General features: G+C 64.1%; 30 protein-coding genes and 2 pseudogenes. 19 read left to right on the top strand and 13 right to left on the bottom strand.

Features of this window, described 5'->3' with window-relative positions:
• Positions 1 to 13 precede the first annotated feature (13 nt).
• Both ACFWO3_RS21330 and ACFWO3_RS21325 read right to left on the bottom strand, forming a co-directional pair.
• Entirely contained in the window at positions 14 to 3892 is a 3879-nt protein-coding gene (locus tag ACFWO3_RS21330) for an amino acid adenylation domain-containing protein (RefSeq protein ID WP_378581543.1), read from the bottom strand.
• A gap of 159 nt (positions 3893 to 4051) precedes the next feature.
• On the bottom strand, positions 4052 to 4393 hold the full coding sequence (locus ACFWO3_RS21325) for a hypothetical protein (protein ID WP_378581541.1): 342 nt from the start codon (positions 4391 to 4393) through the stop codon (positions 4052 to 4054).
• Between the two features lie 219 nt (positions 4394 to 4612).
• On the opposite strand from ACFWO3_RS21325, the gene ACFWO3_RS21320 reads away from it, so the two are divergent.
• The 11 genes from ACFWO3_RS21320 to ACFWO3_RS21270 all read left to right on the top strand — a co-directional run bounded on the left by ACFWO3_RS21320 (position 4613) and on the right by ACFWO3_RS21270 (position 12210).
• Positions 4613 to 4747 (top strand): hypothetical protein, encoded by a 135-nt coding sequence (locus ACFWO3_RS21320; protein ID WP_378581539.1) that lies wholly within the window; start codon positions 4613 to 4615, stop codon positions 4745 to 4747.
• Between the two features lie 114 nt (positions 4748 to 4861).
• Positions 4862 to 5122: a hypothetical protein gene (locus ACFWO3_RS21315; RefSeq protein WP_378581537.1), complete on the top strand. Its 261-nt coding sequence runs from the start codon at positions 4862 to 4864 to the stop codon at positions 5120 to 5122.
• Positions 5104 to 5298, top strand: a complete 195-nt coding sequence (locus ACFWO3_RS21310) for a VOC family protein (protein ID WP_378581535.1) — start codon at positions 5104 to 5106, stop codon at positions 5296 to 5298. Before ACFWO3_RS21315 ends, ACFWO3_RS21310 begins: the two co-directional genes overlap by 19 nt.
• An 826-nt stretch (positions 5299 to 6124) precedes the next feature.
• Positions 6125 to 6502: a VOC family protein gene (locus tag ACFWO3_RS21305; RefSeq protein ID WP_378581533.1), complete on the top strand. Its 378-nt coding sequence runs from the start codon at positions 6125 to 6127 to the stop codon at positions 6500 to 6502.
• Positions 6499 to 7473, top strand: coding sequence for an ABC transporter ATP-binding protein (locus ACFWO3_RS21300; protein ID WP_378581531.1), 975 nt, complete (start codon positions 6499 to 6501; stop codon positions 7471 to 7473). Before ACFWO3_RS21305 ends, ACFWO3_RS21300 begins: the two co-directional genes overlap by 4 nt.
• A complete protein-coding gene (locus ACFWO3_RS21295) occupies positions 7470 to 8291 on the top strand; it encodes an ABC transporter permease (protein WP_378581529.1) in 822 nt (273 codons plus the stop codon). The genes ACFWO3_RS21300 and ACFWO3_RS21295 overlap by 4 nt, the downstream gene beginning before the upstream one ends.
• Positions 8292 to 8315: 24 nt before the next feature.
• Complete coding sequence (locus tag ACFWO3_RS21290; protein ID WP_378581528.1) at positions 8316 to 8675, top strand: ArsR/SmtB family transcription factor; 360 nt, start codon at positions 8316 to 8318, stop codon at positions 8673 to 8675.
• Positions 8668 to 9132: an SRPBCC domain-containing protein gene (locus ACFWO3_RS21285; RefSeq protein ID WP_378581526.1), complete on the top strand. Its 465-nt coding sequence runs from the start codon at positions 8668 to 8670 to the stop codon at positions 9130 to 9132. Before ACFWO3_RS21290 ends, ACFWO3_RS21285 begins: the two co-directional genes overlap by 8 nt.
• 392 nt (positions 9133 to 9524) lie before the next feature.
• The gene (locus tag ACFWO3_RS21280) at positions 9525 to 9986 is read left to right on the top strand and encodes an RrF2 family transcriptional regulator (protein WP_378581524.1); all 462 of its coding nucleotides are present in this window, start codon (positions 9525 to 9527) and stop codon (positions 9984 to 9986) included.
• A 50-nt stretch (positions 9987 to 10036) separates the two neighbouring features.
• Positions 10037 to 11233, top strand: a complete 1197-nt coding sequence (locus ACFWO3_RS21275) for an MFS transporter (protein ID WP_378581523.1) — start codon at positions 10037 to 10039, stop codon at positions 11231 to 11233.
• On the top strand, positions 11230 to 12210 hold the full coding sequence (locus ACFWO3_RS21270; RefSeq protein ID WP_378581521.1) for a threonine/serine dehydratase: 981 nt from the start codon (positions 11230 to 11232) through the stop codon (positions 12208 to 12210). Before ACFWO3_RS21275 ends, ACFWO3_RS21270 begins: the two co-directional genes overlap by 4 nt.
• Before the next feature lie 494 nt (positions 12211 to 12704).
• On the opposite strand, the gene ACFWO3_RS21265 is transcribed toward ACFWO3_RS21270, so the two are convergent.
• The gene (locus ACFWO3_RS21265; protein ID WP_378581520.1) at positions 12705 to 13736 is read right to left on the bottom strand and encodes a nitronate monooxygenase; all 1032 of its coding nucleotides are present in this window, start codon (positions 13734 to 13736) and stop codon (positions 12705 to 12707) included.
• Position 13737: 1 nt separating this feature from the next.
• Positions 13738 to 14925: a YbfB/YjiJ family MFS transporter gene (locus tag ACFWO3_RS21260; protein ID WP_378581519.1), complete on the bottom strand. Its 1188-nt coding sequence runs from the start codon at positions 14923 to 14925 to the stop codon at positions 13738 to 13740.
• Between the two features lie 69 nt (positions 14926 to 14994).
• Between ACFWO3_RS21260 and ACFWO3_RS21255 the strand changes: the two genes are divergently transcribed.
• Entirely contained in the window at positions 14995 to 15855 is an 861-nt protein-coding gene (locus ACFWO3_RS21255) for a LysR family transcriptional regulator (protein WP_378581517.1), read from the top strand.
• A 339-nt stretch (positions 15856 to 16194) separates the two neighbouring features.
• Here ACFWO3_RS21255 and ACFWO3_RS21250 read toward each other — a convergent pair whose 3' ends face one another.
• Positions 16195 to 16893, bottom strand: coding sequence for an NAD(P)-dependent oxidoreductase (locus tag ACFWO3_RS21250; protein WP_378581515.1), 699 nt, complete (start codon positions 16891 to 16893; stop codon positions 16195 to 16197).
• 75 nt (positions 16894 to 16968) lie between these two features.
• Between ACFWO3_RS21250 and ACFWO3_RS21245 the strand changes: the two genes are divergently transcribed.
• Complete coding sequence (locus ACFWO3_RS21245) at positions 16969 to 17721, top strand: TetR/AcrR family transcriptional regulator (protein ID WP_378581514.1); 753 nt, start codon at positions 16969 to 16971, stop codon at positions 17719 to 17721.
• A 37-nt stretch (positions 17722 to 17758) separates the two neighbouring features.
• Here the strand turns inward: ACFWO3_RS21245 and ACFWO3_RS21240 are convergent, their stop codons facing one another.
• Both ACFWO3_RS21240 and ACFWO3_RS21235 read right to left on the bottom strand, forming a co-directional pair.
• Positions 17759 to 18337 (bottom strand): YdeI family protein, encoded by a 579-nt coding sequence (locus tag ACFWO3_RS21240; protein WP_378581512.1) that lies wholly within the window; start codon positions 18335 to 18337, stop codon positions 17759 to 17761.
• A gap of 1 nt (position 18338) precedes the next feature.
• Positions 18339 to 18752: a VOC family protein gene (locus ACFWO3_RS21235; RefSeq protein ID WP_378581510.1), complete on the bottom strand. Its 414-nt coding sequence runs from the start codon at positions 18750 to 18752 to the stop codon at positions 18339 to 18341.
• Positions 18753 to 18844: 92 nt separating this feature from the next.
• On the opposite strand from ACFWO3_RS21235, the gene ACFWO3_RS21230 reads away from it, so the two are divergent.
• Positions 18845 to 19804, top strand: a complete 960-nt coding sequence (locus tag ACFWO3_RS21230) for a helix-turn-helix transcriptional regulator (RefSeq protein ID WP_378581508.1) — start codon at positions 18845 to 18847, stop codon at positions 19802 to 19804.
• Positions 19805 to 19879: 75 nt separating this feature from the next.
• On the opposite strand, the gene ACFWO3_RS21225 is transcribed toward ACFWO3_RS21230, so the two are convergent.
• From ACFWO3_RS21225 to ACFWO3_RS21215, 3 genes are all read right to left on the bottom strand, one after another.
• Positions 19880 to 21475 carry a hypothetical protein gene (locus ACFWO3_RS21225; RefSeq protein ID WP_378581506.1) on the bottom strand — a complete coding sequence of 532 codons (1596 nt, stop codon included), beginning with the start codon at positions 21473 to 21475 and terminating at the stop codon, positions 19880 to 19882.
• 186 nt (positions 21476 to 21661) lie between these two features.
• Positions 21662 to 22909: an RNA polymerase sigma factor gene (locus ACFWO3_RS21220; protein WP_378581504.1), complete on the bottom strand. Its 1248-nt coding sequence runs from the start codon at positions 22907 to 22909 to the stop codon at positions 21662 to 21664.
• Positions 22906 to 23229, bottom strand: a complete 324-nt coding sequence (locus ACFWO3_RS21215; protein WP_378581502.1) for a YciI family protein — start codon at positions 23227 to 23229, stop codon at positions 22906 to 22908. Before ACFWO3_RS21215 ends, ACFWO3_RS21220 begins: the two co-directional genes overlap by 4 nt.
• 171 nt (positions 23230 to 23400) lie before the next feature.
• Here ACFWO3_RS21215 and ACFWO3_RS21210 point away from each other — a divergent pair, with 171 nt between their 5' ends.
• Genes ACFWO3_RS21210 through ACFWO3_RS21200 form a run of 3 tightly spaced genes read left to right on the top strand, consistent with a single transcriptional unit; the run spans position 23401 to position 24239 of the window.
• Positions 23401 to 23586 carry a helix-hairpin-helix domain-containing protein gene (locus ACFWO3_RS21210; RefSeq protein WP_378581500.1) on the top strand — a complete coding sequence of 62 codons (186 nt, stop codon included), beginning with the start codon at positions 23401 to 23403 and terminating at the stop codon, positions 23584 to 23586.
• Positions 23587 to 23607: 21 nt separating this feature from the next.
• Positions 23608 to 23982 carry a hypothetical protein gene (locus tag ACFWO3_RS21205; protein ID WP_378581499.1) on the top strand — a complete coding sequence of 125 codons (375 nt, stop codon included), beginning with the start codon at positions 23608 to 23610 and terminating at the stop codon, positions 23980 to 23982.
• A gap of 26 nt (positions 23983 to 24008) precedes the next feature.
• Positions 24009 to 24239 carry a hypothetical protein gene (locus ACFWO3_RS21200; protein WP_378581497.1) on the top strand — a complete coding sequence of 77 codons (231 nt, stop codon included), beginning with the start codon at positions 24009 to 24011 and terminating at the stop codon, positions 24237 to 24239.
• A 7-nt stretch (positions 24240 to 24246) separates the two neighbouring features.
• Here ACFWO3_RS21200 and ACFWO3_RS21195 read toward each other — a convergent pair whose 3' ends face one another.
• Positions 24247 to 24447 (bottom strand): DUF4177 domain-containing protein, encoded by a 201-nt coding sequence (locus tag ACFWO3_RS21195; RefSeq protein ID WP_378581495.1) that lies wholly within the window; start codon positions 24445 to 24447, stop codon positions 24247 to 24249.
• Between the two features lie 108 nt (positions 24448 to 24555).
• Between ACFWO3_RS21195 and ACFWO3_RS21190 the strand changes: the two are divergent.
• Positions 24556 to 24905: pseudogene (locus ACFWO3_RS21190) on the top strand (ArsR/SmtB family transcription factor).
• Complete coding sequence (locus ACFWO3_RS21185; protein ID WP_378581493.1) at positions 24902 to 25594, top strand: cation transporter; 693 nt, start codon at positions 24902 to 24904, stop codon at positions 25592 to 25594. The pseudogene ACFWO3_RS21190 and the gene ACFWO3_RS21185 overlap by 4 nt, the downstream one beginning before the upstream one ends.
• An 802-nt stretch (positions 25595 to 26396) precedes the next feature.
• On the opposite strand, the gene ACFWO3_RS21180 is transcribed toward ACFWO3_RS21185, so the two are convergent.
• Both ACFWO3_RS21180 and ACFWO3_RS21175 read right to left on the bottom strand, forming a co-directional pair.
• Entirely contained in the window at positions 26397 to 26549 is a 153-nt protein-coding gene (locus ACFWO3_RS21180; RefSeq protein WP_378581491.1) for a hypothetical protein, read from the bottom strand.
• Positions 26550 to 26566: 17 nt separating this feature from the next.
• Positions 26567 to 26771 (bottom strand): annotated as a pseudogene (locus tag ACFWO3_RS21175) (hypothetical protein); the annotation flags it as partial.

Raw genomic sequence — 26771 nt, 5'->3', positions numbered from 1 at the left:
CGGTCTACGCGTTTCACCCTCCGAGGCGTGCCGATAACTCGAGTCCGATGGTCCGCGCAGCTTCCGCCTCCAGCATGTGCCAGTGTGTGCAGTCCAGCACGATGTTGCCGATCGAACCGCTGATGTGCGACTCCCATCCGTTCACGGCCTTGCAGCCCGTGTCGTCGTCTCGACCGGCTGTGAAGAAGAGGAGATCTCCGGTGTACTTTCCTGGCACGTGGTCGATTCCGATGATCTGAGAGTTGGCGACCGCCTGAAACATTCGGTCGACGGCCTGGTCGTCCAGCGTGCCGTAGAGACCTGGCGTCGCGGCGAAGAGACGTTTGGCGTCCTCCGGTGTGAACTCGTCGACTGGCTGCAGCCGCTGCTCCTGGGCTCCCATCAGTCCGAGGACATCGCCGACGGTGATCGGTTCCGGGCCTTGTTCGCGACTGTCGCCGATGAAGGTGTCGAGCATTGCGAGCAGCTCGATCTCCTCCCCCGCCGCCTGAAGCTGGATTGCCACTTCATGGGCAATTGTCCCGCCGAAGCAGTATCCGAGCAGACGGTACGGTCCCTCGGGGGCCACACTCCTCATCTCGTCGATGTATCGGGTGGCCACTGCGGATATGTCCACGGCTGGGGGGAGATCCTCGGTCAGCCACGGTGATTGGAGGCCATAGATGGGCACTTCGTCGTCGACGAACCGGGTCAGTGCCGCGAAACTCCAGGAGAGACCAACGACCGGGTGGATACAGAACAGGGGCCTACCACTGCCACGCGTTCTGATCGGCAGAACCGGATCCAGGGACGAGCCTCTGTCGTGTCCGGCCTCGCCCGCGTCGGCATCGATGCGAGCGGCAAGCGATGCAGGCGTCTGATCGTCGAACATCCAGTGCATCGGGACCGTGCCGACGCCGCGCTCACGCAGTGCGTTGACGGCACGTGCTGCCAACACCGAATTACCGCCGACATCGAAGAACGATTCGTCGACACCGATGTGCTCCACCCCCAGCGCGGTCGCGAATGTTTCGCACACAACGACTTCTGTCGGGGTGCGCGGCTCGGCAACACGTCCGGATGACGACACGGCCAAGGGCGTCTCGGGAACCGATCGAAGTGCGCATCGATCCAGCTTTCCGTTCACGGTCAGCGGAAGAGCGTCGACCTCGACGAGAATGTCCGGGATCTCATGGGAAGGCAGCGTCTCGGCCAGGAAGCTACGGAGCACTTTCGGTTCGGGCCTACTCGACCCGGCCGTGACCACGTACCCGACGAGTCGCTCGTGGTCACCGTCCACGGCGACGGCAGCGCTGTGTACCGACCGATGGCGCGACAGTGCAGCTTCGATACCACTCAATTCGATTCGGTAGCCGTGAAATTGGACTTGGGCGTCGCTGCGTCCCAAGTATTCGAAGCTACCGTCCGCGTTCCGTAGTGCACGGTCTCCCGTTCGGTACATGCGGGTCCCCGGCTCACCGAACGGATCCGGACAAAATCGCGCAGCACTCAACCCAGATCTTCTCCAATACCCACGCGAGACCTGGGGTCCCGCAACGTAGAGATCTCCTGCTACCCCGTCGTCGACCGGTCGAAGAAGCTCGTTCAGCAGGTACAGGGAACTATCGGGAAGAGCGCAGCCGATCTCGTACCCGGTCGCGCTTCGCGCGCGACCGCGATCGATCGAATGCAGTGACGCATGCACCGTAGTTTCCGTGGTGCCGTACATGTTCACGATGGTCGGTTCGACCCCGCTCGCAGCGAACCAAGGTCCGAGCGTACCCAAGTCCAATGCCTCACCACCGAATACGACGTAACGCAGCGTCGACCACCGTCGCGGTGAAGCCACCGTTGTCAGCTGAGCCGCCGCGGTCGGCGTCGTACTCAGAACCGACACACCCTCACGCTCGAGCAACCCCGCAAACTCATCGGGAGCGCGTGATGTGTCGAAGTCCACCACCAGCAATGTGCCCCCGTGCAACAGGGCACCCCACATTTCCCACACGGAGAAGTCGAAAGCAGATGAGTGGAACAGCGTCCAGACGTCGTCTGGGCCAAAGTCGAGCCTATGGTCGGCGGCAGCGAAAAGCGCTGTCACATTGGAGTTCTGTACGACCACGCCTTTCGGGGTTCCGGTGGATCCAGATGTGTAGATCATGTACGCAGCGGACGACGGTCGAACCACGCCACGACGTTCACCCGGATCGATGCCGGCCGTGGATTCTCTGCTTGCGTCAGCGAGTCGTACGACCGGAGTTCCGGTCGCGATCTCCCGGTCGGCGATTACGCAGACCGGGTCGGAGTCGTCGATCACGTAATCGATCCGTTGACGAGGATATGCAGGGTCCACCGGGACGTACGCCCCACCAGCCTTCACAACGGCCAGTATGGCCACGACCAGGTCGATGGAACGCGGAAGCGCCACAACAACCCGCGACTCCACCCCCACTCCATGGCGAATCAGACAGCGCGCCAACTGGTTCGACGACTCATCGAGCTCCTCGTAGTCCATCCGCGTCGAACCGAACACCACCGCACACTCGTCCCCGACACGGCTCGGGCGAGCCTCGTAAGCGCTGAGGAGCGTCTCGTGAATCTTGACGGCGGGTGCTGGCAGCGTGTGGTCGGACGACGAGGGCATCAGCGGCAGCGACGGTACCGCGGAAGCTGCTCCGGCAACGAAGTCTTCGACGAAACCGATCATCACACGGTGCTTCGACTCGAGTTCTGCCGACGAGTATCGTCTGGTGTTTCCGAGAAGATCGAGGTGCAATGCCCCGGATTGCCCCTTGTACAGGTTGATTTGAAGATCTCGAACGGGGCCTGAGGACACCATCGTCACCGGCGCCGGGACGCCATCGACGTTCACCGCGAACTCGTCCAGGATCACGTTCACCACGGGACCGAACGGTGGGCTCGACGGCGGCGCACCACGGTCTCTCTGTATGTCACCGAGACGGTAACGCTGATGTCGTAGAGCTCCGACCAGCTCGGTACGCGATAGCCGAATCAGAGCCTCCCGCGTCTGCCCCGCTACGTCGGCGAGCACCAGCGGAACGATATTCGCGACTGTGCCGGCTGTTTCCCGCACCGCACGGGTGGTGCGTCCCGAGGTAGTGAGGCCAAACGCAACCCCTGGGGTCCTTTCGCTCTCTGCGAAGTACGCTGCCAGTGCGGCGACCAGCACCGCCGCAGGCCCGTTCGTCGCTTCGAGCTCTCGAGTACAGCGTGCGCTCAGCACACCGACGCATCGGCGGGGAAACGCTGCGCGCGGTCCCTTTGTCACCGGCAGTGTCGACAGACGGTTCTGCCAGTACACGCGATCACGCTCATAGCGCGGCGACGATCGGTACTGTGCTTCGACCTCGGACAGGGCTCGCAGATCGGTCGAGCGAGATGGCGGGGGTGCGACACCGACCACATCAGCGTCGTATAGCTCAACGATGCGGCGCAGCATGTTCATCGCCGCGAAGGCGTCCAGCGCCACATGGTGTGCGCGCATGTACCACAAGTTGTGCTGGTCACCGACATGAAGCACAGCGGCAGCAACCAGATGATTCCGAGTCAGATCGATCGGCGTCGAACAGTCCGTTCGCATCCACTTCTGGGCGGCCTCGATCGGGTCCGCGAACCCGGTCATGTCCAGAAATCGAATTCCCTGATCAAGCCCCGGATCCACATACTGAAACGGCTCGCCCTCCACCTCGACCAACCGCAGCACGCCCGAACCGAATTCGATTGCAGCAGAATTACTTGCCCGCCGCAACGCCTCCATGTCGATGTCCGCATGAACGTCGACATACTGCCCGATCATCAATGGCACATCCGGATCGAGGAGCTGAGCTGACCACAACTCTCGTTGTGCAGTCGTCAGCGGAAACATGCCCGTCCCGTATTCATCGACACCCGCCATTTCGACCCCTCCCCCTTCATCGCATTGTCCCTGCCATTCCTCCCCGCTGGAGGTGTGGATCGTAACCGGCATTCGGTGCCGTCGCGCACCGACATTGCCAAGCACTTTCGAGTGCGCTTCCACAAGAAGGGGATTCGTCACCTGCAACGAGCTGGGAGGTCAGTACGACGCTTTCACCAACACCGAATTGTCGGACCAGTCCGTCTCGCCGCTGGTCGTCACCAAGTAGAAGATGTACGGATAGAAACCGCAATTGAACGGTCCGGCCAACGATGCCGATACCGACTCGCCGGGAGCCAGTGTGCCGAGATCTCGGCTGCCGTACAGGATCGGAGCATGGAGCGTCACGCCTTCGGCATCTGCATCACCCTCATTGGTGACCTGCACAGCGCACGTATTTTGTCCCGCCGGTGCGATGGTCAGATCTGGCCCTTCACCGAGCGAACCGGACGGCGCCGCCCCCGCTGTCGCGATACCTGTGGTGGCAAGTGCTGTGGCCATAAGTGCCGTCACTGCTGCTGATCGAAGAATACGCACAGTTACCCCTAGCTCCACTCTTCAGCCCGACCCTGTGCCTCGGAACGCTATCAGTTCCGGTTCGTCGACCACAGCACTGCTTCATACCTCGCCTACGAACGAGAAGCCAACCGCCGTGTCGAGTACTGGCTGAGGGTCCTTGCCGACGAACGTGCCCTACCACGCGGCGACCGCAGCCGGCAGATGAAATTCCTGCTCACCGTCGTCAACGGACTGTCCGTCGAACGCGCACTACCCACCGGCGAATCCACCCTCAACACCGAAACCGCGACGCTCTACACCGTCGTCGACACCATCCTCGCGCAGATCACACCATGACCCTCGAGCAGAGCACACAATGACCGTGCGCTCGCCTGCCACAGGATGTGCGGCTCGATCACAACAAACCGGCCTTCGGATCATTTCCGAACGGTGCGATAGAAAGGAGAAGCAATGATCCTCAAAACCTATGCCAGACTGTTCGTTGCGTCCCTCGACGACGCGATCCCGACACTCGAAGCTTTCGTAGGCCGACCGGCAGACTTGCGATTCTGGGCCGACGATCCAGCTCTACTCGACCCGATAGTGGGGCAATCCCTCTCCCCTCTCCCACCCCCTTCGACCGAGGTGGAACAGGCAGCCGTCGGAGACTTCTCGTCATCGCGGGAGAACCAGCGGCACTTGCCAGGGCTCGCATGGCCGCTGGCCCAGTGATCGTCGACGACCTTGCCGCGACCACCGCACAACTGGTTGCGCTCGGCTCCGATATCGTCGTCCCTCAGACACACAGCGAGACAGGAACATTCACCTACCTACGGCATCACGACGGCAGCATCGTCGAGTACCTTCAGTGGACTCCGCAACTCATCCACTCGATTATTGGACCATGAGGTGCATCTGCCAGCCACTGTTCGAATAGAAGCACGACGTGGTCGGGGAAAAGTAGATATGGTGACGCGAATGGGTCAGCAGCCGACAGATACGATCATGGCGTTGGCCGACTTGGTCACGCCCAATGGCGATACGCGTCGCCGCGACGCTCAGGCTCGTCGAACATGCAGGTGACGCGGGCGCGTCAGCGAAGCACCTTGCCTTCGAATCGAAATCGGCGGAACCCGCTATGCGGTCGCTACTCGCACATCTGGTAACCGCCGGCGTCTTCGAGCACGACGCCGGCACCGACCATCGGAACGTGGGTTGCAGCCCAACGGGTAGGACACCGTCTCGGGGTTGAATGGTGCCTGGACAAGCTTGAAGAGGCCGCCGCACTTACAACGAAACTTGATGAACCGAGCTCAGTTGTCGCAGGGTTGGCCCAGTTACCAATCGACCCGCGCGCAGACCTCTCGCGAGCCGTGCGCTACGTGATCTGGATGCGTGAGAACGGGCTTCTCGACAGTCTCTGCGCCGAGTCGTGCGCCAGCTTCGTCGAAACTCACTCGCGGACCGCCCCGGACCACCCGGATTTGGATCGATTGCGAAACTATCTAACGGCGGACGGCCTGATCGGACCTCTAAGTAGAAGCATCTAACCGCCGTGGTCATGCAGGCAGCCACCTATACCTCTTCTGAGGCAAGCGGCCGAACCGTCCATCTCCAACACGCATGCGCAGAAGCATCTTTCAATCGCCGGAAGCAAGCTGGACGAACGAGCACATCGGTCATCGGTGCCCACGATCGTTGACACGTAGGTTTTATCCTACGTATTGTTTCCGTATGTCAATCTCACAAATTCGAACGATCACCGCCTTTGTCGACGACCAGGACCGCGCGAAAGACTTCTACGTGGACGTCTTGGGTTTTGCCGTACGGTCCGACCTGAAGATGGGCGACAACCGGTGGCTGGAAGTCGCGCCCGGCGACAGTGGCACGGCCATCGTGTTGCACCGGCCGTTCCCCGGCACTACCGCAGGCACACTGAGTGGTGTGATCCTCGACAGCGCGGACCTCGAGGCGGACGCGAAGAAGTTGCGCGAGGCCGGTGTGACGGTCGACGGCCCGGACGAGATGCCGTGGGGAAAGCAGGCCACGTTCGCCGATCCGGACGGCAACAACTTCGTCCTTTCTGCTCCGTCGCGGCAGTTGCCGGAATGAGGCCTCTGCTCCAAGCGCGCGGGCTGGTCAAGCATTTCGGCGCTACGACCGCGCTCGAAGGCATCGACCTGACCGCCCGCAGTGGTGAAGTTCTCGCGGTACTGGGCCGCAACGGGGCGGGCAAGACGACTTTCATTCGTCTGCTTGCCACGTTGTTGCGCCCGGATGCCGGTGCGGTCGAGGTTTTCGGCAAAGACACGGTCACCGAGTCGCTGCCGGTGCGGCGCCTGATCGGGTTGGCGGGCCAAAACGCCACTGTCGAGCCGTTGATGACCGGCGCAGAGAACCTCGTCATGATCGGCGTCATGTACGGGCTCTCACACCGCGACGCACGCACAGCCGCGTACGCGGTACTCGATCGCCTGGGGCTGGCCGACCGGGTACATGATCGGGTCGCCAGCTATTCGGGGGGCATGCGCCGCCGACTGGACCTGGGTGCGAGCTTGGTCGGGCGGCCGCGGGTCCTGCTGCTCGACGAACCCACCACCGGGCTGGACCCCGCCAGTCGTCACGCCCTGTGGGAGTTGGTCCATGATCTGGTGGCCGACGGGACGGACGTCATCGTGACGACCCAGTACCTCGAGGAAGTCGACGTGCTCGCCGACCGCGTGGTGATCTTCGATCACGGCCGGATCGTTGCCGATGACTCACCCGAGCACTTCAAGACCTCTCACGGTGAGGACATCGTCCAAGTGCGCACGCGCGACCCGGAAGGCCTGGCCGTCATCGAACAGACGGTGACGCAAACCCAGCGAACCGGTATCGACGTCGACCGACTCGCCTGTTCGATGAGCTGGCAGTCACCGACTGGCGGTCAAGACGCGGCACGGTGCTTCACCGAGGCCGCCGCAGGCGATTTCACAATCGAGGAAATCACCGTCCGCCGGCCGAGCCTGGAGGAAGCGTTCCTCGCACTGACCGAATCCGAACCGTCCCCGGCTCGAGCCCGGAGCAAAGAGGCTCTGCGATGACCAACCTGGCCGCCACGAGCGCGCCCCCGTCAACCACACGACCCGCAACACACATGCTGACGTGTTCGCTCGCGGCAGCGCGGCGGGTCGTGCTCGTCACCCTGCGCAACCCGTCGCTGATCGTGATGTCGGTGGTGCAGAGCGTGGTGTTCCTGCTGATCTTCCGTTATGTGTTCGGCGGCGCCATCACGCCGGGAACACTGTCGTACGTCAACTTCATGGTTCCGGGCGTATTGACCGTCACGGTGTTATTCGCGGTCATGGGCGTAGGCACGGCGGTCGCCGGCGACGTGGACGCGGGGGTCATCGACCGATTCCGCTCACTTCCGATGCCGTCGCCGGTAGCGCTCTACGGGCGTGCCGCCGGTGAACACCTGCTGACGACGCTGACCCTGCTGATCACCACAGCCGTGGCGTTCGCCATCGGCTTCCGCATCCACAACGGCTGGGGCATTGTCGGACTGCTCGGGCTGTGCATGCTTGCCGCAGTCGCCTTCACCTGGGTGTTCATCGCAGTCGGACTCGCTGCCGGCAATGTTCAGGCCGCGCAGGGAGCAGGGTTCCTCGTCCTGCCGCTATCGTTCGTTTCCAGCGCATACGTGCCCGTCACCTCGATGCCGGGCTGGCTGCAGACCTTCGCAATGCACCAGCCCGTAACGGTCCTCGTCGAGGCCAACCGCTACCTGACCCAGGGAGACGCCGCCCTCGCCGGGCTCGGACACTCCGGCGGCTACTACGTGATCGCCGCTGTTGCCTGGTGTGTCGGTATCCTCGCGGTCGCCCAGGCGGGGGCGCTCGCCCTGTTCCGGCGACGCTGACGCACCCGACGGAAGAGGATCGCCATGCCCCAACGCGCGAAGGCCACCGCGACCGACCGCGTGTTCGGGGCGCTGGCCAACCCCACCCGACGCGACATCCTCGCGCTGTTGCTCGAGGGCCGTCGGCCGGTGCAGGCAATTGCCGATCATTTCGACATGACCCGTCCGAGCGTCTCCGAGCATCTGAAGGTGCTGCGCGAGTGTGGGCTGGTCAGCGAAGAAAAACACGGCCGCCACCGCTACTACCGCATCAACCCCGACCCACTGCACGATCTGCAGAGCTGGCTCAGCCCCTACGAACGATACTGGCGCCAACACCTGACGAAACTGGGCGAGGTGCTCGACACCATGAACGACGACGAAGCAGGCAGCGAAAATGCATGACGAGACGACCAGCGGCAACGATCTAACATCGATCGTGATCGACCAGTTCTACTCACACCCACCCGCGAAGGTCTGGCGGGCGTTGACCACGCCACATCTGATGGCGCAGTGGATGATGGAGCCGGTCGGATTCGCGCCGGTCAAAGGGCAGCACTTCACGTTCAAAGCGACCCCGATACCGGCCACCCGTTTCTCCGGTGACATCGCATGCGAGGTCCTCGAGATCTCCGAGCAGCAACGTCTCCGAATCAGTTGGACCGATGCCAACGCCGCCAGCCCCTACGATTGGACGGTCACCTGGGAACTGCACCCCGAAGGGAAGGGCACTCGGGTGATCCTCACGCACAGCGGCTTCGACCCTGACGACCCGGTCCAGCAGCATGCACGCACACTCATGAGCGGTGGGTGGCCCACAATCGCGCGCCGCCTCGGCGACGCACTCGAAACATTCACATAGCACCCAGACCCGTCCCCCGGCGATGACTCGGGAGTATCGGCGAGCGCACTCACATCTATTGCAGTGCAGACAGTCTCGCTGAATACTACGCCCGCGACATACACACGCCTCAACCTCTCGGGACCGAACCCCGAACACTCCCCCGACGGCATCGTCCGGCTCGCCAACGTCATCGACAGCCTCGTCGACCAACCGGGATCGAGGGCCCCCGAAAGGTGGCGGGTCCGGCCACCTGACCGGCCGGCCCGGTTCCCATGCCTTCATGAGTGACGACTGCAACGCATCCTCCCGATCGGGGTCGGCCACCATGAGATCGCCCGACAAACACGGGTTCACCTCAGCGGCTAGGCGATGGTTGTGGCGGGTCATTCTGGATATGTAGGGTCTAGTTTGTGCGAACGTCGACTCGGGTAGAAGCTGCGATCCATTGCTGTGTTGTTCTGACCTGGGCGCAGGGGCACACGCTGACCACCGGCCAGTTGGCGGACCTGTTCGGTCTTCCTCCGGCGTATTTGAACAAGACCTTGCAGGCTTTGGCCAAGGCCGGTGTCACCGAATCCGTTCCCGGCAATCGAGGGGGTTTCGCCTTGGCCCGCTCGGCGACGGCGGTCTCCTTGATGGATATCGTCGCGGCCATCGAGGGTCGAGATCCGCTGTTTCGGTGCCAGGAGATCCGGCAGGGTGGCACGGCCGCCGCCACCCGTGTACCCGTGGAGGCCTGCGGCATTGCCCGTGCCATGGGGCGCGCCGACGCGGCCTACCGCCGTGAGTTGGCGTCCCAGACCCTGGCCGAGGTCGCGAGCGCGTCGGGGACAGGCCCCAAAAGGCGGGCGTTGGCGGCGCTCGGGCTCTGACCCACTCGTCTCAGATCGGACGGGTCGTTCGCACGGAAGGAAACTGGACAATGATTATCTACATTGAGGATCATCGGCCGTTGCTGCGTTGTTGGCCACTGCTGTTGGGGACCTTCGCGGTCGGCACCGACGCGTGGGTTGTGGCAGGCTTTCTGCCGGAGATGGCCGATGATCTCGGTGTGACGGTGACCGCGGCTGGTCAGACCGTCACGGTCTTCGCTGTTGCCTATGCGATCGGCGCGCCGCTGCTGGCGGCCTGGACGTGTCACCGGCCGCGCCGGGCGCTGATGTGTGTGGCACTGGTCGCTCTGGGGGTTGTCAACCTCGGCGCGGCCGCCGCGCCCTCCTTGGGTCTGCTGCTCGTCGCCAGGGTTGCCGCGGGGTTGGCCGCTTCCGTGGTGACCCCTACTGCGGGTGTCCTCGCTGCGGCGAGCGTCCCGGACACCCATCGTGGGCGCGCGCTGGCGCTGGTGATCTCGGGACTGACGCTGGCGACTGCGATCGGTGTGCCCCTCGGCACCGTCTCGAGCGCGGTGGCGAATTGGCGCACGGTGTTGATCGGCGTGGCCGTTCTATCGGTGGCTGCCGCCGGGGCGGTGCGCTGTTTGGCACCCGACGCGCCGGGACGAGGCGTCATCAGCGTTCGGCGACGTTTCGCCCCGCTGGTCCGCAGTGAGATCATCGTGACCCTGACAGTCACCACGCTGGGTATGACGGCGGCCTATCTCGGGTACGCCTACATCGCGGCCTTCACCCGGACCGGCGCCGAGCTCCTGACGGTGGTCTTGCTGGCATACGGGGTCGGTGCCCTGGCCGGCTCCCTCGCATCGGGGGTGGTCGCCGACCGTCGTGGGCCCACCCTCGGGCTCACCATCGCCTATCTGCTGATGATCGGCGCCGTCGGTGTCTGCGCCGCCCACGTCGGCGCCGCGGTGACCGTCGTGGCCGCCGCCGTCTGGGGAGCCGCGTCGTGGGCGCAAACACCGCCCCAACAGCAACGCCTGCTGAGCTACGACCCTGAACACGCACCCATGACCATCGGCCTGAACGCCTCCGCGCTCTACTTGGGCATCGCACTCGGAACGGCGCTCGGCGGCGTGCTGATCCGAGGCGGGCCCTGGTACATCGCCGCAGCCACCGCTCTGATCGCCCTGTCCGCTGCGGCGCTCAACGTCACACTCAACGCCCGCAAACCCGTGGCCGAGCGCACCATTCGACCAGAACTCAGCAAGGAGCCCCGGGCATGATCGACGACGCGAACGCAAACGTGGTGCCCACCGTGGCAGACATCGAGCACGCCGCCGGCCTTCTCGACCCGGTGTTCGCACACACCCCGGTCCTGAAAAACACCAGCATCGACACGGTCATCGGTGCCAGAATGCTGTTGAAGGTCGAAACCCTCAATCCGATCCGCTCCTTCAAAGGTCGCGGCGCCGACACCTGGATGCGTGAGGTCGGTGTCGGTGCCGACGGCGTGGTGTGCGCGTCCGTGGGAAACTTCGGTCAAGGAGTGGCGTACGCGGCCCGCAAGCACGGTATAGATTGCCGTGTCTACGTCGGGGAATCCGCCAACCCCGACAAAGTGACGGCAATGCACAGACTCGGCGCACAGGTACTGGTCGGCGGTCACGACTACGAAACGGCAATCGAGACTGCCCGTTCGTTCGCAGACGTGTCCGGGTGGCGGTTCGTCCAAGACGGCCGCAACCGGTGGATTGCGGCGGGCGCCGGAACCATCGCCCGAGAACTGACCATCGCCGGTCACCGGCCCGACGTGGCCGTCATGCCAGTGGGCAACAGCGCCCTCATCCTCGGAATCGCCGCCTGGCTGCGACATCACCGCCCCGGCACCCGGATCGTCGGGGTATGCGCCGAAGACGCCCCCGCCCCCGCCTTGTCGTGGCACCAACAGCAGGTGGTGACCACCAAGGAGGTGGCCACCGTCGCCGACGGCATCGGAGTGCGCGAACCGTTTCCAGAATCCGTCGCAGCGATGACCGATCTGGTGGACCACATGGTGCTCGTCAGCGAACAAGCACTCCGCCACGCGGTACGCCTACTGACCGACACAACGGGGGTGTTGGTCGAGGCGGCCGGGGCCGCCGGCCTGGCCGCACTTCTGTCCAATCCGGGGCCATACCACGACAGCCACATATTCACCCCGCTGTGCGGGGCCAACCTCCCACCAGATGCGCTCCAATGGGCGCCCACCTGGCGTGACTAGACGATATGGAGTAACGCACGACGTGTCGTGAGCTCGACGGATCGATGCGCGGACGTCGTGGGCACGCACCACGCTCGATGGAATCGCAGCGCACCCGGGCACCACCGCGGCTCAACTCGCCGACGGTCTGCCGCTCAGCATCGAGAGTCTCAAGCGCCGAATCCGAACCCTCAAGGAGCACGGCCTGACCCGCAGCCTGCCCACCGGCTACGAGACCTCCGCCCGCGGCAACACCTACCTGGCCGCCACCGACGCACAAGAAGGACAACACCTATGAGCACGATCATCTCCGGTGCTCCGACCCTCATCTACCTCCAGACCTCCCGACGAGGACGCCTCAGTCCAGTTCTGCCTCAGTCCTACAGTGCCCTGTTCGGGCGGGAAGATCGATGAGCACAACCCCAGCGGCCACCGTTACGCCCGCACCGAGGGCCCCAGGCCGACCACCGCTACCCTTCCATGTGTTCCCCTGTGTTGATCCCTGCAATCGACACTCACCGTGTCGAATGGATGCCTGACGCCAGTTGCGCGACCACATGCGCTGCCGGAATCGCCTGTGCCTCAGCGAATCCGGTGCCCGCCCACAAGTTGACCGTGGTCGGATCATTGGCAGCAGCCTTGCGTAGCGGAGCGGTCAAGGTATTGACATAGGGATAGGCGGGTGGTGCGAACTCACCGAACTCGGTGATGAACGTGTTTCGTAAACCCCGCGCGGGGCGGCCGGAGTAGGCGCGGGTGACAATAGTCTCGGCGAAGTCTGGATCCCTGAGCGCGCCGCGATGGGCAGGCTTGGTGCCGGCCTCCGGCGTCCGTAGGAACATCGTTCCCACCTGAACCGCGACAGCGCCGTGTGCGATCAACGCCCTGACATCGTCGGCCGAGGACACTCCCCCCGCCGCAACGATCGGTATGTCGACCGACTCGCTGATCGTTGTGACCAGCTGCACCAACGGCGTCTTGCCCGGCTCGTCTGCAACGTGAAAGGTTGCCCGGTGTCCGCCGGCGCCGGGGCCCTGTACACACAACGCATCGGCGCCCGCGTCGACCGCGATCGCCGCTTCCGCAGCATTGGTGACTGTGACGACGACACAGCTGTCGTTGGCATGGAGACGATCGACGATGTCGGCGGATGGGCAGCCGAAGGTAAAGGATACGACCGGGACCGCCTGTTGCACGACGACTTCGATCTTGGCCTCGTACCGATCATCGGTGTACTCCACGGTGTCCGGCAGGTCGGCGCCGTACGCCTCGGCCCGCTTGGATATCAGGTCGCGGTACGCCCGGAGCGCGTCGGCGTCTACCGCCACCCGTTCCGGAACGAAGATATTGACTCCGAAGGGCTCACCGGTGAAATGACGCACCCCGGCGATGTCCTCGGCCAGCCGATCCGGTGTGAGATACCCGGCGGCGAGAAAGCCCAGCCCGCCGGCAGTCGAGACCGCCGCAGCGAGGCCAGGAGTCGAGGGCCCACCGGCCATCGGTGCCGAGACGATAGGAGTATCGAGGGTACGAAAGTCGAACAACACATTATCCTTTCAGCGCATGGTGGCGATCGGTCGAAGTGAGGATCGCTACCGCGACCGCCGCCAGTGCGGCGACCGTGACCGCAGCACAGGCGATCGCGAAGGCTGTGCCGTAGGAGTCGCCGATGACGGGCGCGACGAGTACCGGCCCCAAAACCTGACCTACGCCGTAGACGGCGGTGAGCGTGGCTGCGGTGCGAGTAGCCGGGAGGGAGTTCCCGACCGCCATCGCGACCGTGGTGATGCCCATGAACGTGCCGCCGAAAAGCGCTGCCGAGACCACGGCGCCGACGACTCCGTCCGACAGCGCCGGTACCGCCATGGAAACGGCTTGAACCACCAGTGCGATCACCAGCGCACGGTACATGCGGATGCGGGTTCCGATCGCATTCCACAGCACCGTCGCCGGTGCCGCGGCCACGCCGACCATTATCCACACACTTGCCCCGGACACCGAGTCCCCCTGGCGACCAACAGCGTCCACGAGGAAAGTGCCGACGATGATGTACCCCAGCCCTTCCAAGAAGTACGCGACGAGCAACAACCGCCATGCCCAGCGCAGTGGCCGGGTGGTCGGTCGGACATCGGCTGCCGGCGAGGCGCGATCAGATACTTCCGCACGTACATCGAGTGACCATGCCGGAACGAGCAGCAATGCAGTCAACACTCCCGAGCCGACCCACAGGGCCTGCCACGACAACTGCGTGCCGACGACAGTGAACACTCCGGTCAGGGCGATACCCACGCCTACTCCGGCGAAAGCGACACCCGGTGACGCGCCGTCGGCCCGCCGGTGCGCAACCGTGCTCACACACGCCACGAAAATGGCCGCACTGGCGACACCTGCGACGAAGCGCAACGCGCCCTGCACGATCACATCACTCGATACCGCCATCAACACCTCGCTCGCGACCAACGTGATCGACCAGCCGCGAAACGCACGGCGGGTGTTGAGTCGAGGCTGCACGGACAGCGCAATCGCACCGAGAAGATAGCCCGCATAGTTCCCAGTCGCGATCAACGCGCCCTCGCGCGCACCGATCCCCGTGGAGGCGATCATGACCGGCAGCAACGGCGTGAACACGAACCTACCGATACCCATCGCGGCAGCAAGACCGGCGGCCGCGGCCACCGCGACGTGGCGGCCGTCGACTCGCTGCGGAGACGTAATAACGGCGGGTCGGCTGCTCACGTGACCGACTGTATTGCCGGGCGAACCCGATCAAAAATGCCGTCTACGCATGCTGTATAACTCTGACGTATGGATCTCGAGTTGCGCCACCTCAACGCATTCGTGGCGGTCTGCGACGAGGGCAGCTACACCCGTGCGGCCGCAGGACTGCACGTCACACAACCATCGTTGACCCGCACGATTCAACAGCTCGAACAAATCCTGGAATGCGACCTGATCCGTCGAACATCGCGCCGCCTCGAGGTGACCGACAGCGGTGAACAATTCTTGCGGCACAGTCGACGAATTCTCAATGACGTCGCAACCGTTCGATCCGAAATGCGGTCGAACACGCGTGTGCGGGTCGGGTTCGCGTGGCTACTACCCGGCGCCTGGTTCACCGAGGCGTTCGCACGATACGAACAAGCCGACGGGCAGATAACGCTGCACCGAATGGACGACCCCGCTGCCGCACTGGCCGACGGTGACATCGACGTCGCCGTCGTGCGCAACGACAATCGCAGGTCACCGTCGACCACGTGGCGGCCGATCGCCGAGGAAAATCGAGTAGTCGCCGTCTCGGCCCATTCCGATCTTGCCCATGCCCAGCACCTTCACTGGAAAGACCTCGCGAACCACCCTTTGGTGGTCAACACCATCACCGGCACCACGACCGCAGCATCGTGGAACGAATCCGATCCCAACCGCACCATTGTCACCTGCAACAACTTCGACGAATGGATCGAACTCGTCGCCGCCGACCGAGGAATCGGTGCTGTCCCCGCGATCGCGGTCGAGCGTTCACCGCACCCCGGAGTCGTGTATCTCGACATCCCCGGCGTCCCGCGATCGAACGTGTATCTCGGCTGGCGATCGAGCCCCGCACCACTTCACTCCACCCGACGGTTTCTCGACGTCGCATTCCAATCTGCGGACATCGCCCAGAACTGATACGAACTGATGGGTCCTAAATGTACGGGGCTGACGATGAATGAACGCAAGGCCGTGACGATGGTGCATGTTCGACCAGTGCGTCGGCGTCGAAACCTGATGTGCGGTTGCGATAGTCGGACAGCGCATTACTCGTACGATCACCCCCGTATCTGTATGCGTTTGACTGCAACGTATTTGCAGCAAAATTCTTGATCGTTCGACGGATGTGGTCTGTGACGGTGACCGATTCACCGCTACAACCCCGGCTACCTCTGGTCCACCAGATTCAAACCGATAAGTTGGTTCAATATCCAACGGCCGCAAGCGTTGGGTTCCCAGCGGCGTGCGGGCGTACTCTCAGCGCTGTGCGCGTCCGAAAGCTTCACGGCGCAGCACGTCCCAGAACGTGGGGGTGCCCTCCGTCGTAATTGCTTCGATCACGCGGCCACGATGGAGGTCGTTCACAACTGCACCGAGAAGCGCATCCGCGAGATCGATTCGTGCGGTGTAGTGCCCGGGCGTGCCCGGGGTGCGAATTTCGTAGTCGCTCATCTCGTCGCGGTCGAAAAGGCCCGCCGCGCGAACTATCGTCCAGTCCAGTTCGGAATCGCGAACGATCTTCTCCATGCGTGCGTTGTCCTCGTAGACAGTCCGGCCCATGCGGATCAGAAGCCGAAACATGATTCGGTGCAGAAGATCCTCGCTCGGGGGCGATCGAAAGGTGACGGCTGTCGTACCGACACACGCCAATCGTTCAATGCCGTGAGTCGTCATCCCTCCGATGATGTTGGTGGCCCCCTCGGAGTAGATACTCACCCGCTCCTTGGTGTAGCCGGCACCGCCCAGTGCCGAAATGACTGCCTCGTGCCCGGCCACTGCCCGTTCGACGGCGGAGGGGTCCGTCGCATCGGCGCGCACGACCCGCAAGTTCGAATCCGAATATGGAAACTCACCGGGCCGGCGCACCACCGCGGTCACGTGATGCGACTTCGCGAGAGCCCGCTCCACCACGAGCCGACCCGTCTTTCCATTGGCCCCGAACACGACGATCTTCATCTATACCTCCCGCTAGAACGCTGATCTGTTACTAGATCATTGATCGAGTCTGGATCAATGTACTACTCTCTTGCCATGGGCGATACGGCACAGGTCGGCGGCGACCGCGCAAGCGGGGCCGCCACGAGAAGCAGCAACGCACGCGAGAGCGGACGGAGCGTGTGGCTGCGGCCCCCACGGGTTGGACGAAACGCTCCACAGCTGAGCAGGGTTCGCATCGTCGCAGCCGCGGTAGAACTGCTCGACGAGGAAGGGTTCGAGCGCCTCACCATGCGCAGACTCGCGGACCGATTGGGCACCGGGTCGACCACCCTGTACTGGTACGTCGACACGAAGGACGACGTTATCGATCTCGCCTTCGACGCGATCTTCGCCGAAGCATCGAAACCCGAACGGCACACAGATGATTGGCGGAGCGACATCACGTCATTGCTCACCGATTGGCGCGCCACATTGCTGCGCCATCCATGGACGGCGGCGCTGGCAGCGAATCGAAGGCCGCTACTTGGACCCGAATTCCTGGCGTGGATGGAGTACCTGCAGGCGTCGCTGGAGAGGGCAGGTCTGAAGGGGCGGGCAGTGTCCGCGGCGACGTGGGTACTGATCAGTCACGTCACCGGCAACGCCGCAAGTCGCTCGAGCCTCCACTTCTCGGCAGAAGACAAGCTCGACGCCCAGCAACTCTTGGCAGAACAACAGGACCGGTATCCAGTTCTCGTCGGCCACCGATATCCCTCGGACGAAAACTGGGACAACAACTTCGACAACGGCCTGAATTTCGTTCTCGACGGTCTCGAGGTGCAAATCTCGGCCGAGAACCGTGGCTGACTCGAGTCGTCGTCGCGGCGATGGCCCGAACACGGGCTCAGTCACTCATCCGAACTCCCGGGTGATTGGCCCGGATGCCGGCGGCGGCGAGTTCGACGGTTCGGTCGATGCGCCGCCTGCGAGTGTCCGCCTTCTTCGCCGTCACGACCCATTCGAGGATCGGCCGCTTGGACGACGGCGGAAAGGTCTCGAAGCTGGTGCGTGCCGCTTCGTTTCGGTGCAGAGCGTCGTGCAGGTCGGCGGGCAGTTCCGAACCGTCGTCCGGCAGAACCTGCCAGGTCCCCTTCTCCTTCGCGAGATCGACGAGGGCCTGGCCATGCTCGGTCATCAAGCCTTGCTCGATCATCTGCGCCGCACGTGTCCGGTTCACGCTGCTCCACGTGCTGCGCGGATTGCGTGGTGTGAACCGGAGCCGTGAGCTGTGTTCGTCGTGGGTGTGATGCAGTCCGTCGATCCATCCGAAACACAGGGCGTGCTCGATCGCCTCGTGATAGCGCAGGCTCGGCATCCCGCTGTCCTTGTGGTGGATGATCAGCCAGATCTCCTTCTCGGACTGACCGTTTCGATTCAGCCAGTCCCGCCAGACGGCGGCCGAGCCGGCAACCAGCGTCTCCATCTCACGCCTCCTTCGTGGCGACGATGTCGAGGTAGTGCTGGTTGAACATGACACCGAGGATGTTCCCGAACGGGTCGACGACGGAGGCGGTGACGAATCCGGGTCCGCGCGTCGTCGGCTTGTCGTGGACGGTCGCGCCGAGCGAGAGCAGTCGTTCGAAGGCCGCTTCGACGTCGTCCACGTGCCAGTAGGTCACTTGGCCGGCGGGCTGCTCCGTAGCGGTGCGCGGCGAAAACCGGCGGTCGATGATCCCGAACTCGTGCTGGAAGTCGCCGATCCGGTATTCGATGTAGGCCGCGGGGCCTTCTTCGGGACGGGTGAAGTAGGGGTCGATGCCCAGCACCTCGGTGTACCAGTCTCGGGCGGCGGCAACGTCGTCGGCGTAGAAGCTGACAGTGGTGAGTCCTCGCAACATCGGTGAATCCCTTCTCTCGTTTTGTTGGTGAATCCCACTTTGCCGGTCAAAGTGCTCACCAATTGAGCACTTTTTCGGAGAAGATGAAATTCATGCGCGCAGACCGACTCGTGGCCACCCTCCTGCTCATGCAGAACCGAGGACAGGTGACCGCTGCCGAGGTCGCCGACGAACTCGAAGTGTCGGTCGCCACCGCAAGGCGCGACCTCGAGGCACTGTCCACGGCCGGTGTCCCCGTCTACTCGCAGCCCGGACGCGGAGGCGGCTGGTCGCTCGTCGGTGGTGCGCGTACCGATCTGTCCGGGCTGTCCGCGAGCGAGGCCCAGGCCCTGTTCCTGCTCGTCGGACCCAGTGCGGCGGTGTCGTCCGAGGTCAAAGGCGCGCTGCGCAAGCTCGTGCGGGCCTTGCCGCAGACGTTCCGCGCCGAGGCGGAGGCCGCAGCCGACGCCACCATGATCGACCCGACCGCCTGGGGTGAGCCGCACGACGAACGCCCGGCCGTGGTGGAGATGTTGCAGTCCGCCGTGGTGCGCAGGCGGAAGGTCGCACTGACCTACGAGAACGCTGCTCGGCACCGATCAGAGCGCGTCGTCGACCCGTGGGGTCTGGTCGACAAGGACGGGTCCTGGTACCTGATCGCCGGTACCGACCGCGGCAGGCGCACGTTCCGCGTCGACCGAATCGTCGAAGCGAGCGTCACCGATCGGCAGGCCGACCGACCCGACGATTTCGCGCTCGCCGAGGCGTGGGACGAAGTCGTCGGAAGGATGGAGGAGCGGCGCAGCGCCACGTGGTCGACCGTGCTCGTCGAACGCCGGTTCCTGCCGATTCTGCGTGACCACTTCGGTCGCCACTGCCACGACGACGGCGAGGCGGAAGACGGTCGCGTGCGCGTCCGGCTCGCCGCGCCCACTCCTCTGGACATCGCGCGCAACCTGGCCGGTTGGGGAACACAGGTCGAGGTGCTCGAACCCCGCGACGTGCAGGCCGCGCTGGGGCGAATCGGTGCCGAGCTCGCCGGTCGGTACGGCGGCGCAGAATCGGCGGGTTGAACGGGTCCAGCTGGGCACAACACCCGTGACCGCGAGTGCACCTCGAGATTCACGGATACACGTTCTCCGAGCGTGTTACCTCCGAGTCCACGTACCCAGGTGCGGGAGGTAGACACCGGCGTGGCCGACCACCAACCGGTCACGAGTCGCGAGCACGCCGATCTCGAAGACGTCGAGGCCGCGGAAGTGATTGCGGGCGAACGCCGCGAGTTCCTCGTTTCCGGGCGCCCACGGATCTGCCGGACGCAGATCGAACGCACCCTCCAGCGGTCGCGGGTTGTCATCCAGGCCCCGACCGCGGGGGACGAGTCGCAAGCCGTCCGTGGTGTACATCTGCACGTCGAATTCGCGCCCTGCCGGGGACACGAGCGTGACGTCGTGCCTCGTCTGAGCCCAGTCGAAATGCTCGGTGCGTGCGTGCCAACCGTCCGGGAGTGGTCCGCCGAACGACAGGTCGCTGGGCGGAGCGAGGGCGACAGCGGACTGATCGGTGTGCGGATCCGCGTCACCGAGAACCGGCTGTGCCAGTGTGGAATTGGTGGTCCGGAACTCCCAGGTCGACGCTTCCAGATGTTTGAACCAGTAGCCGGTGCGCCCGCCGTCTCGGCCCTCCACGCGGAGTTCCTTGTCCTCGAGCCGATTACCGGTGTCGATGACGGAGATGCGCGACGTGACCTCGCCGGGGATCTTCGGTTGATGCTGCCAGTCCTCCGCGGGCAGGGAAATGGCCGCGTACCGGGGGTCGAAGCGCTCGGCGAGCTGGTTCGGTGCGGTGGGCAAGGGGCCCTGTTCCTGCCACGTGTAGCGGCCGGGAATGTGGTTCGCGCCGGCGAGATCGAGGTCGTATTTCCTGGTGTACATGTCGCCGAAGCGGTTCTGGACGAAGTTGACCGATTCCGACGTGGAGATGGACTCCGAGACGAACCGGCCGCCCAGAGGCCCACCGATCTCGTAACTGTGGTCCGCGGGCAGCCACGGGTCCTGGTAGACGATGCGCGAGCCGTCGTCGGTGAGGTTGACGACCTGCACGAGACCGGCCGTCGTCGGATGCGCGTGCCCCTTGGGATCGACGAAACTCTCCGACATGCGGTGGCTCAGAGTCCATGTCGTCGGAGCGGTGGGATCGCTGGGCACCTGCAGGCCGGGCCACAACCAGATCGGTCCACCGAACGAGCGGGTCCAGTTCCACAGCGCCGGACCGGACAACAGATTGTCGAGCGAATAGATCCAGCCGTCCGAATCGAGGGCGACGAGCATGTTGCTGTCGACGGACATGGCGACGATGGCGCCGTCGAGACAGTCGGGGGTCGGCACCTTTCTCCAGGTGTCACCCGAGGCCTGCGGGCGAGCGTAGAGCGAACCCTCGCGAAGGACGACGTCCACGAACCCGTTGAAACCGTGCTGCGCGTCCCGGAAGGCGACGTCCTCGGGGAGATCGATGCTCTCCGGTGCCGGCGGAAGCCGATCGAACCCGGCGTGTCCTCCGTCGATACTCGGAAGCGGCAGGAAGATGCCCGGAAGTGGCAGCACGATCTGGTTGGAACCGATGGGCGGAACGCAGGCGCGGGGGCCTGGTGGAAGTGGGGACTGCGCTGCCGCCGGTGCGGCTCCGAGCACTCCCGCAGCCACGATCACCGACAAGAACACCGCTTCGACACGTCTGCCAACCACAGCAGCCCCTTCGTGAGCACACCCGACGTTTGCGAGGAGCGTACCGACGGCGGGACGGCCGCCGAGGCGTTTCTCGTCGAGCTCTGTCTGTCACGATCTCGCGGCGAATGTCGGCTACTGGGAGACCGCAGGTTCCCGATCGAAGAGGGTGGAATTGTGAAAGCGCTGATCAAAGTTGTCCGCCCTCTAGTTCGGATCCTCTTGGTCGAGTTGGTCGCGACGGCGCGTCAACGCGGCGATCTCCGCAGTATTGCCCGCAAGGGCGATCGCCTGGTCGTACGCACTGCGCGCCTCCTCGCTTCGGCCCAGTCGGCGAAGGAGATCGGCGCGAGTGGCGTGGTAGGCGTGATAGCCGGACAGCTTGTCGTCGAGACGGTCGACGGCCGCAAGGGCCACATGCGGTCCATCGAGTTCGGCGACTGCAATGGCTCGATTGAGGGCGACGATCGGGGAAGTGTCCAGGCGCGCGAGTTGGTCGTAGAGGGCCACGACCTGCGACCAGTCGGTATCGCGCACGTCCCGGGCGGAGGTGTGTACGGCATTGACGGCGGCGAGAATCTGGTAACGGCCGGGAGGCACCCCGGCGGCGAGACGCTCCCGCACCAACCCCTGGCCCTCGGCGATCAGTGCCTCGTCCCAGGCTGCACGATCCTGCTCGTCGAGAGTCACGAGTTCCCCACTCGCTGAAACCCGGACGCTGCGACGTGCCTCGGTGAGCACCATCAACGCGAGTAGTCCGGTGACCTCCCCGTCGTCCGGTAGGAGTTCGCGAACGAGACGGGTGAGCCGGATCGCCTCGGCGGTCAGGTCGTCACGCACCGGGCCGGTGTCGGATCCGGTCGCCAGGTAGCCCTCGTTGAAGACGAGGTACAGCACGGCGAGTACACCGGAGACACGTGCCGGGAGATCCTCGGCGGCGGGCACGCGATAGGGAATGCGTGCCGCTTTGATCTTGGCCTTCGCGCGGGTGATCCGCCGTCCCAGTGCGCTTTCGGTCACGAGGAAGGCGCTGGCGATCTCCGGCACGGTCAGACCCCCGACCATGCGCAACGTCAACGCCACGCGGGCTTCCATCGCCAGCGCGGGGTGAGCGCAGATGAAGATCAGACGCAGGCGGTCGTCGTCGATCGCGCTGGGTGGCGGATCCGGCTCACCCGGGTCTTCCGACAGCATCCGGGCCTCCCTGTACTTGTCGTCGCGCTTGTTCTCGCGCCGAATCCGGTCGATCGCCTTGTGGTTGGCCGTCGTGGTCAGCCACGCGCCTGGGTTGGGCGGAACGCCGTCGACCGGCCACCGCTCGACGGCGGTCGTGAACGCTTCGGCCGCCGCTTCCTCGGCAACGTCCAGGTCACCGAAGCGCCTGGTCAGAGCCGCGACCACCCGGGCCCATTCCTCGTGATGAGCGCGGGTGATCGCCTCGTCGACGTCTTTCACTGGAACGGCCGAACCTCGATCTTCCGATCACAGACCTTGGACGCCTCGGTGGCGAGTTCCAATGCCACATCCAGATCGGGGGCCTCCCACACCCACACACCGGCGAGGTACTCCTTCGACTCCACGAACGGCCCGTCGCTGAACACCGGTTGTTCGCCGCGGTTGTCGACGACCGTGGCCGCCTCGGTGGCCGCGAGTCCGCCCGCGAAAACCCAATAGCCGTCGGCGATCAGTCGCTTGTTGAACTCGCTGATGAGAGGTTGCCGATCGGTGCTGCCGGGATTGCTCTTGTCGTCTATGACGGAAACCAGATACTGCATGTCGAGATCATCTCCTGTGTGGTGGTCCGGTGTTCTGGAATTTCAGGTCGTACTGCGTCGGCCGCTGTAAGCGGCCTCATCACTACTACGAACACCACTCCCCCGATCCGACACCTGTCCCCGAGGTTTTTTCGCATCCAATGTTCGGCGGCATGGTCATACACTGAGCGCATGACAGCAGATCGCGGACCGACGTTCGACGGCATCAAGATCGGCCGACCCGCCACCGGTGCGGTCATCGACGCCGGGTATTCGTCCCTGTCGGATCTCCCCGATGACCTCGACGCGCTCGCGACACTGCACGGCGTCGGCCCCAAGGCCATCCGCCTCTTGCAGGAAGCCCGCGAGCGCGGATAGACGTTGAAGGAGTTGAACGCGATGCGCACCTATGGACGTACTTTGATCACGGGAGCAGCGATGATGGGCCTCGCCGCGATCGGGACCGGAACCGCGAGCGCCGACGAACCGCAGATTCCTCCACCTGAACCGACCCTGACCGTCTTCGCCGCATCCCTCGGTGCAGACACCTACTCGGCGGTGGTGGGCGTCGAGCCGGATTACGTGTGTAAGAGCGATCCGGCAGGCACTCCGATCGGGGCAGCGGACGATTACGGGCAAGCACTCGTGGGCCCGATCGGCCTCGCCGGCTTCAGCGCACCGCGAACGGACCGGGACACGGTCGGCATCACCTGTGGCCCGCAGTTTTCGGAATGGAGCGACACGGGGACCGGCACGGTGTTCATACTGAACTAACGGAGTCCGACGCAAGGAGTTCGGCCATGCGCGCAATTGCCGCAACGGCGGTCATGACCATCTCGCTCATGATGGACGGTACGGCACTCGCGCACGCGAGCCCGCCGTCGCAACCGCCGAGTGCGCTCTGCGTGATCGTCGGCGGGCCGATCTACTTCCTCCAACAGCAGGTAGGCCTCGACCCCTACGGCCTGTCCCAGGATCCGCTGGCCGTGGCTCTCCGAAATCTCCAGATGCAGGTCTGCTCCCAGCGCTGATTCGAGTTCAGTCCTGGCGTTCGAAGGTGATGAGCAATCCGTCGACACCGCCCGGCCCGAGTCGACCCTTCACGTCGGCAGCGGTGATCGTCTTCAGCTGCCACCCCTTCCGGGCGTGCTCGTTGAGGATCTTCTCCAGGCGGTCGCCGGACAGCTTTCCGCCGATCATCTTTTCGCGAACTTCGACGACCTTGTACGAATACGCCATTGACCAAAATTCCTTCCAGTGGATTACGTGCTGTCCCGCCACCCTACGAGTTCGCATTGTGTAGTCCTGGGGTCTCATATTGGTCACTGCTCGCTGTATAGTCAGCACATGCTGACCATTGCTTCGCGCGTGGACGTGATGAACCGCCTCGGCCGGGCGATGGCCGACCCACCCGGTCGCGCATCCTGCTCTCCCTGCTGCGCCGGCCCGGCTATCCGGCACAGCTGGCCCGCGAGATGGAGCTGACCAGGACGAACGTGTCCAATCACCTCGCCTGCCTGCGTGGCTGCGGGATCGTCGTCGCCGAACCCGAAGGCCGACAGACGCGTTACGAGATCGCCGACCCGCATCTCGCCGCTGCGCTCACGGCGCTGGTCGACGTGACACTTGCCGTTGACGAGGACGCCCCGTGCGTCGATCCCGCCTGCGGCGTGCCCGGTTGCGGACAGTCCCGATGACGGCCGCGACGCTGGGGGCGGAGCGAACACTTGTGCTGCGGCGGCGAATTCGGATCGTCGTCGCGATCACGATCACGTGGAACGTCGTCGAGGCGATCGTCGCGTTGTCGGCCGGCGGGGCCGCGTCGTCGGCGGCGCTCATCGGGTTCGGGCTGGACTCCATCGTGGAGGTGCTCTCCGCAGCGGCTGTGGCCTGGCAGTTCGCCGCACCCGATCCGCAGAAGCGAGAGAAGGTCGCACTGCGGGTGATCGCGGTGTCGTTCTTCGGCCTTTCCGCGTACGTGTCGGTGGATGCGGTTCTGTCGCTGGCCGGCTTGCGAGAGCCCGAGCACTCCCCCGTCGGAATCGCCATCGCGGCACTGAGTCTCGCCGTCATGCCATTTCTGAGCTGGTTCGAGCGGCGCACCGGCCGCGAACTCGGTTCCGCGTCGGCTGTCGCGGATTCCAAACAGACCCTGATCTGCACCTACCTCAGTGCCGCCCTGCTCATCGGGTTGCTGCTCAACAGTCTGCTCGGTTGGGCGTGGGCGGACTCGGTTGCCGCACTCGTGATCGCTGTCTTCGCGGTGCGCGAGGGAACCGAGGCCTGGCGAGGCGACGCCTGCTGCGCGGCGCCCGTTGCAGTCCTCACCGGCGAGAGGGAGCGTGACCTGTGCGAAAGCGATTGCTGCCCTACGGAATCGGAATAGGAAAGGCCATGTTTATCGTCCACCGAGGCCGGTGGCCTCGAGGATGACGATGAGCACCACCACGGTCAGAAGGCCTATTCCGCCCCAGATCATCCGCTCCCGCAGTAGATTCCAGACGGTGTCCGCTCATCGGGGGCTCTGCCCCTGTGCGCGGCCTGCGAGTGCAGGGACTCGCTATCGGCTCACAGCGAAGCGTCAAAGGTCCAACTGGGCATCCGGGTGCAGTTGCTACACCGCTGATTGACGCTCTCGCGTTCCACCCAAGGCACCTTCTTGCCAGAGCATGAAGCCAACTGTCGACGCATAGTTGTCGGTCCGGTGTTCAAGTATGAGATCGGTTCGGATTGGACACTTCGATATACGGAAGGGAAGAACATCGTGAACGCTCTGCCACCGGCGTCGGAGGTCTGGTAACTCTTCTTGTGGGACTGAAGTCCCTATTCAGTCCCGTCGTCAAGATTTTGAGACGAGACCACCTGGCGAACAAGGTTCAGGGCGACCTTGCCTTTCGGGAGCCGAAGTAATTCCTCGACGAATCGCTACCTACTACGATCGCCGTGAACATCCACTTCAATTCAGTGCTTCCTTCGCGGGTTGTATCTTCTATGTACTGTTCATCATTCTTGCAGCGGGAACGATATTCATGGGGGACAGAGACGTCGTGCATGCGTGGCTGCTCGTCTGGTTCTTCTGTTACCTCAAGGCCGAGAAAAGGATTCGCACGCATACAGCCGAACTGGTTGCCTCGCGTGAGACAACACGGTCTGTCACCAGCACTGTTGCGATACGACCGATCGAGCCCTTATCGTCCACTGGTTCCAGTGACCTCGAGGATGATGATGACCACCACCACGGTCAGCAGACCTACTCCGCCCCAGATCAACTGCTCCCACAGTCGACTCCAGACGGTGTCGGCGATCTTCCAGTTCATTCGCCCGTTGCTGTGCTTGGCCATTCACGGTCCTCGCTGGTCTACGCGTTTGCCCGCGCCAGGGCTTGCGCAGTCTGGTCGTCGGTAGTGAGCGTCTCTGCCACCTGCGCGCCGACCATGTCATGAATCGCCTTCACGCAAGTGATGTGTTCGTGGAGGACGGTCGACGAACTGACAGGTGACGGGCACCAAGCGTCGGTGTCGACCGTGGGCCGATGGCTCGAACGCCTGGGCATCAACCGACGC

The sequence above is a fragment of the Rhodococcus sp. NPDC058521 genome, from assembly GCF_042719695.1.
In the GTDB taxonomy this organism is placed as follows: Bacteria; Actinomycetota; Actinomycetes; order Mycobacteriales; family Mycobacteriaceae; genus Rhodococcus_F.
Note: the sequence above shows the minus strand (reverse complement) of the source record. Positions and strands in the feature narration are given on the sequence as shown.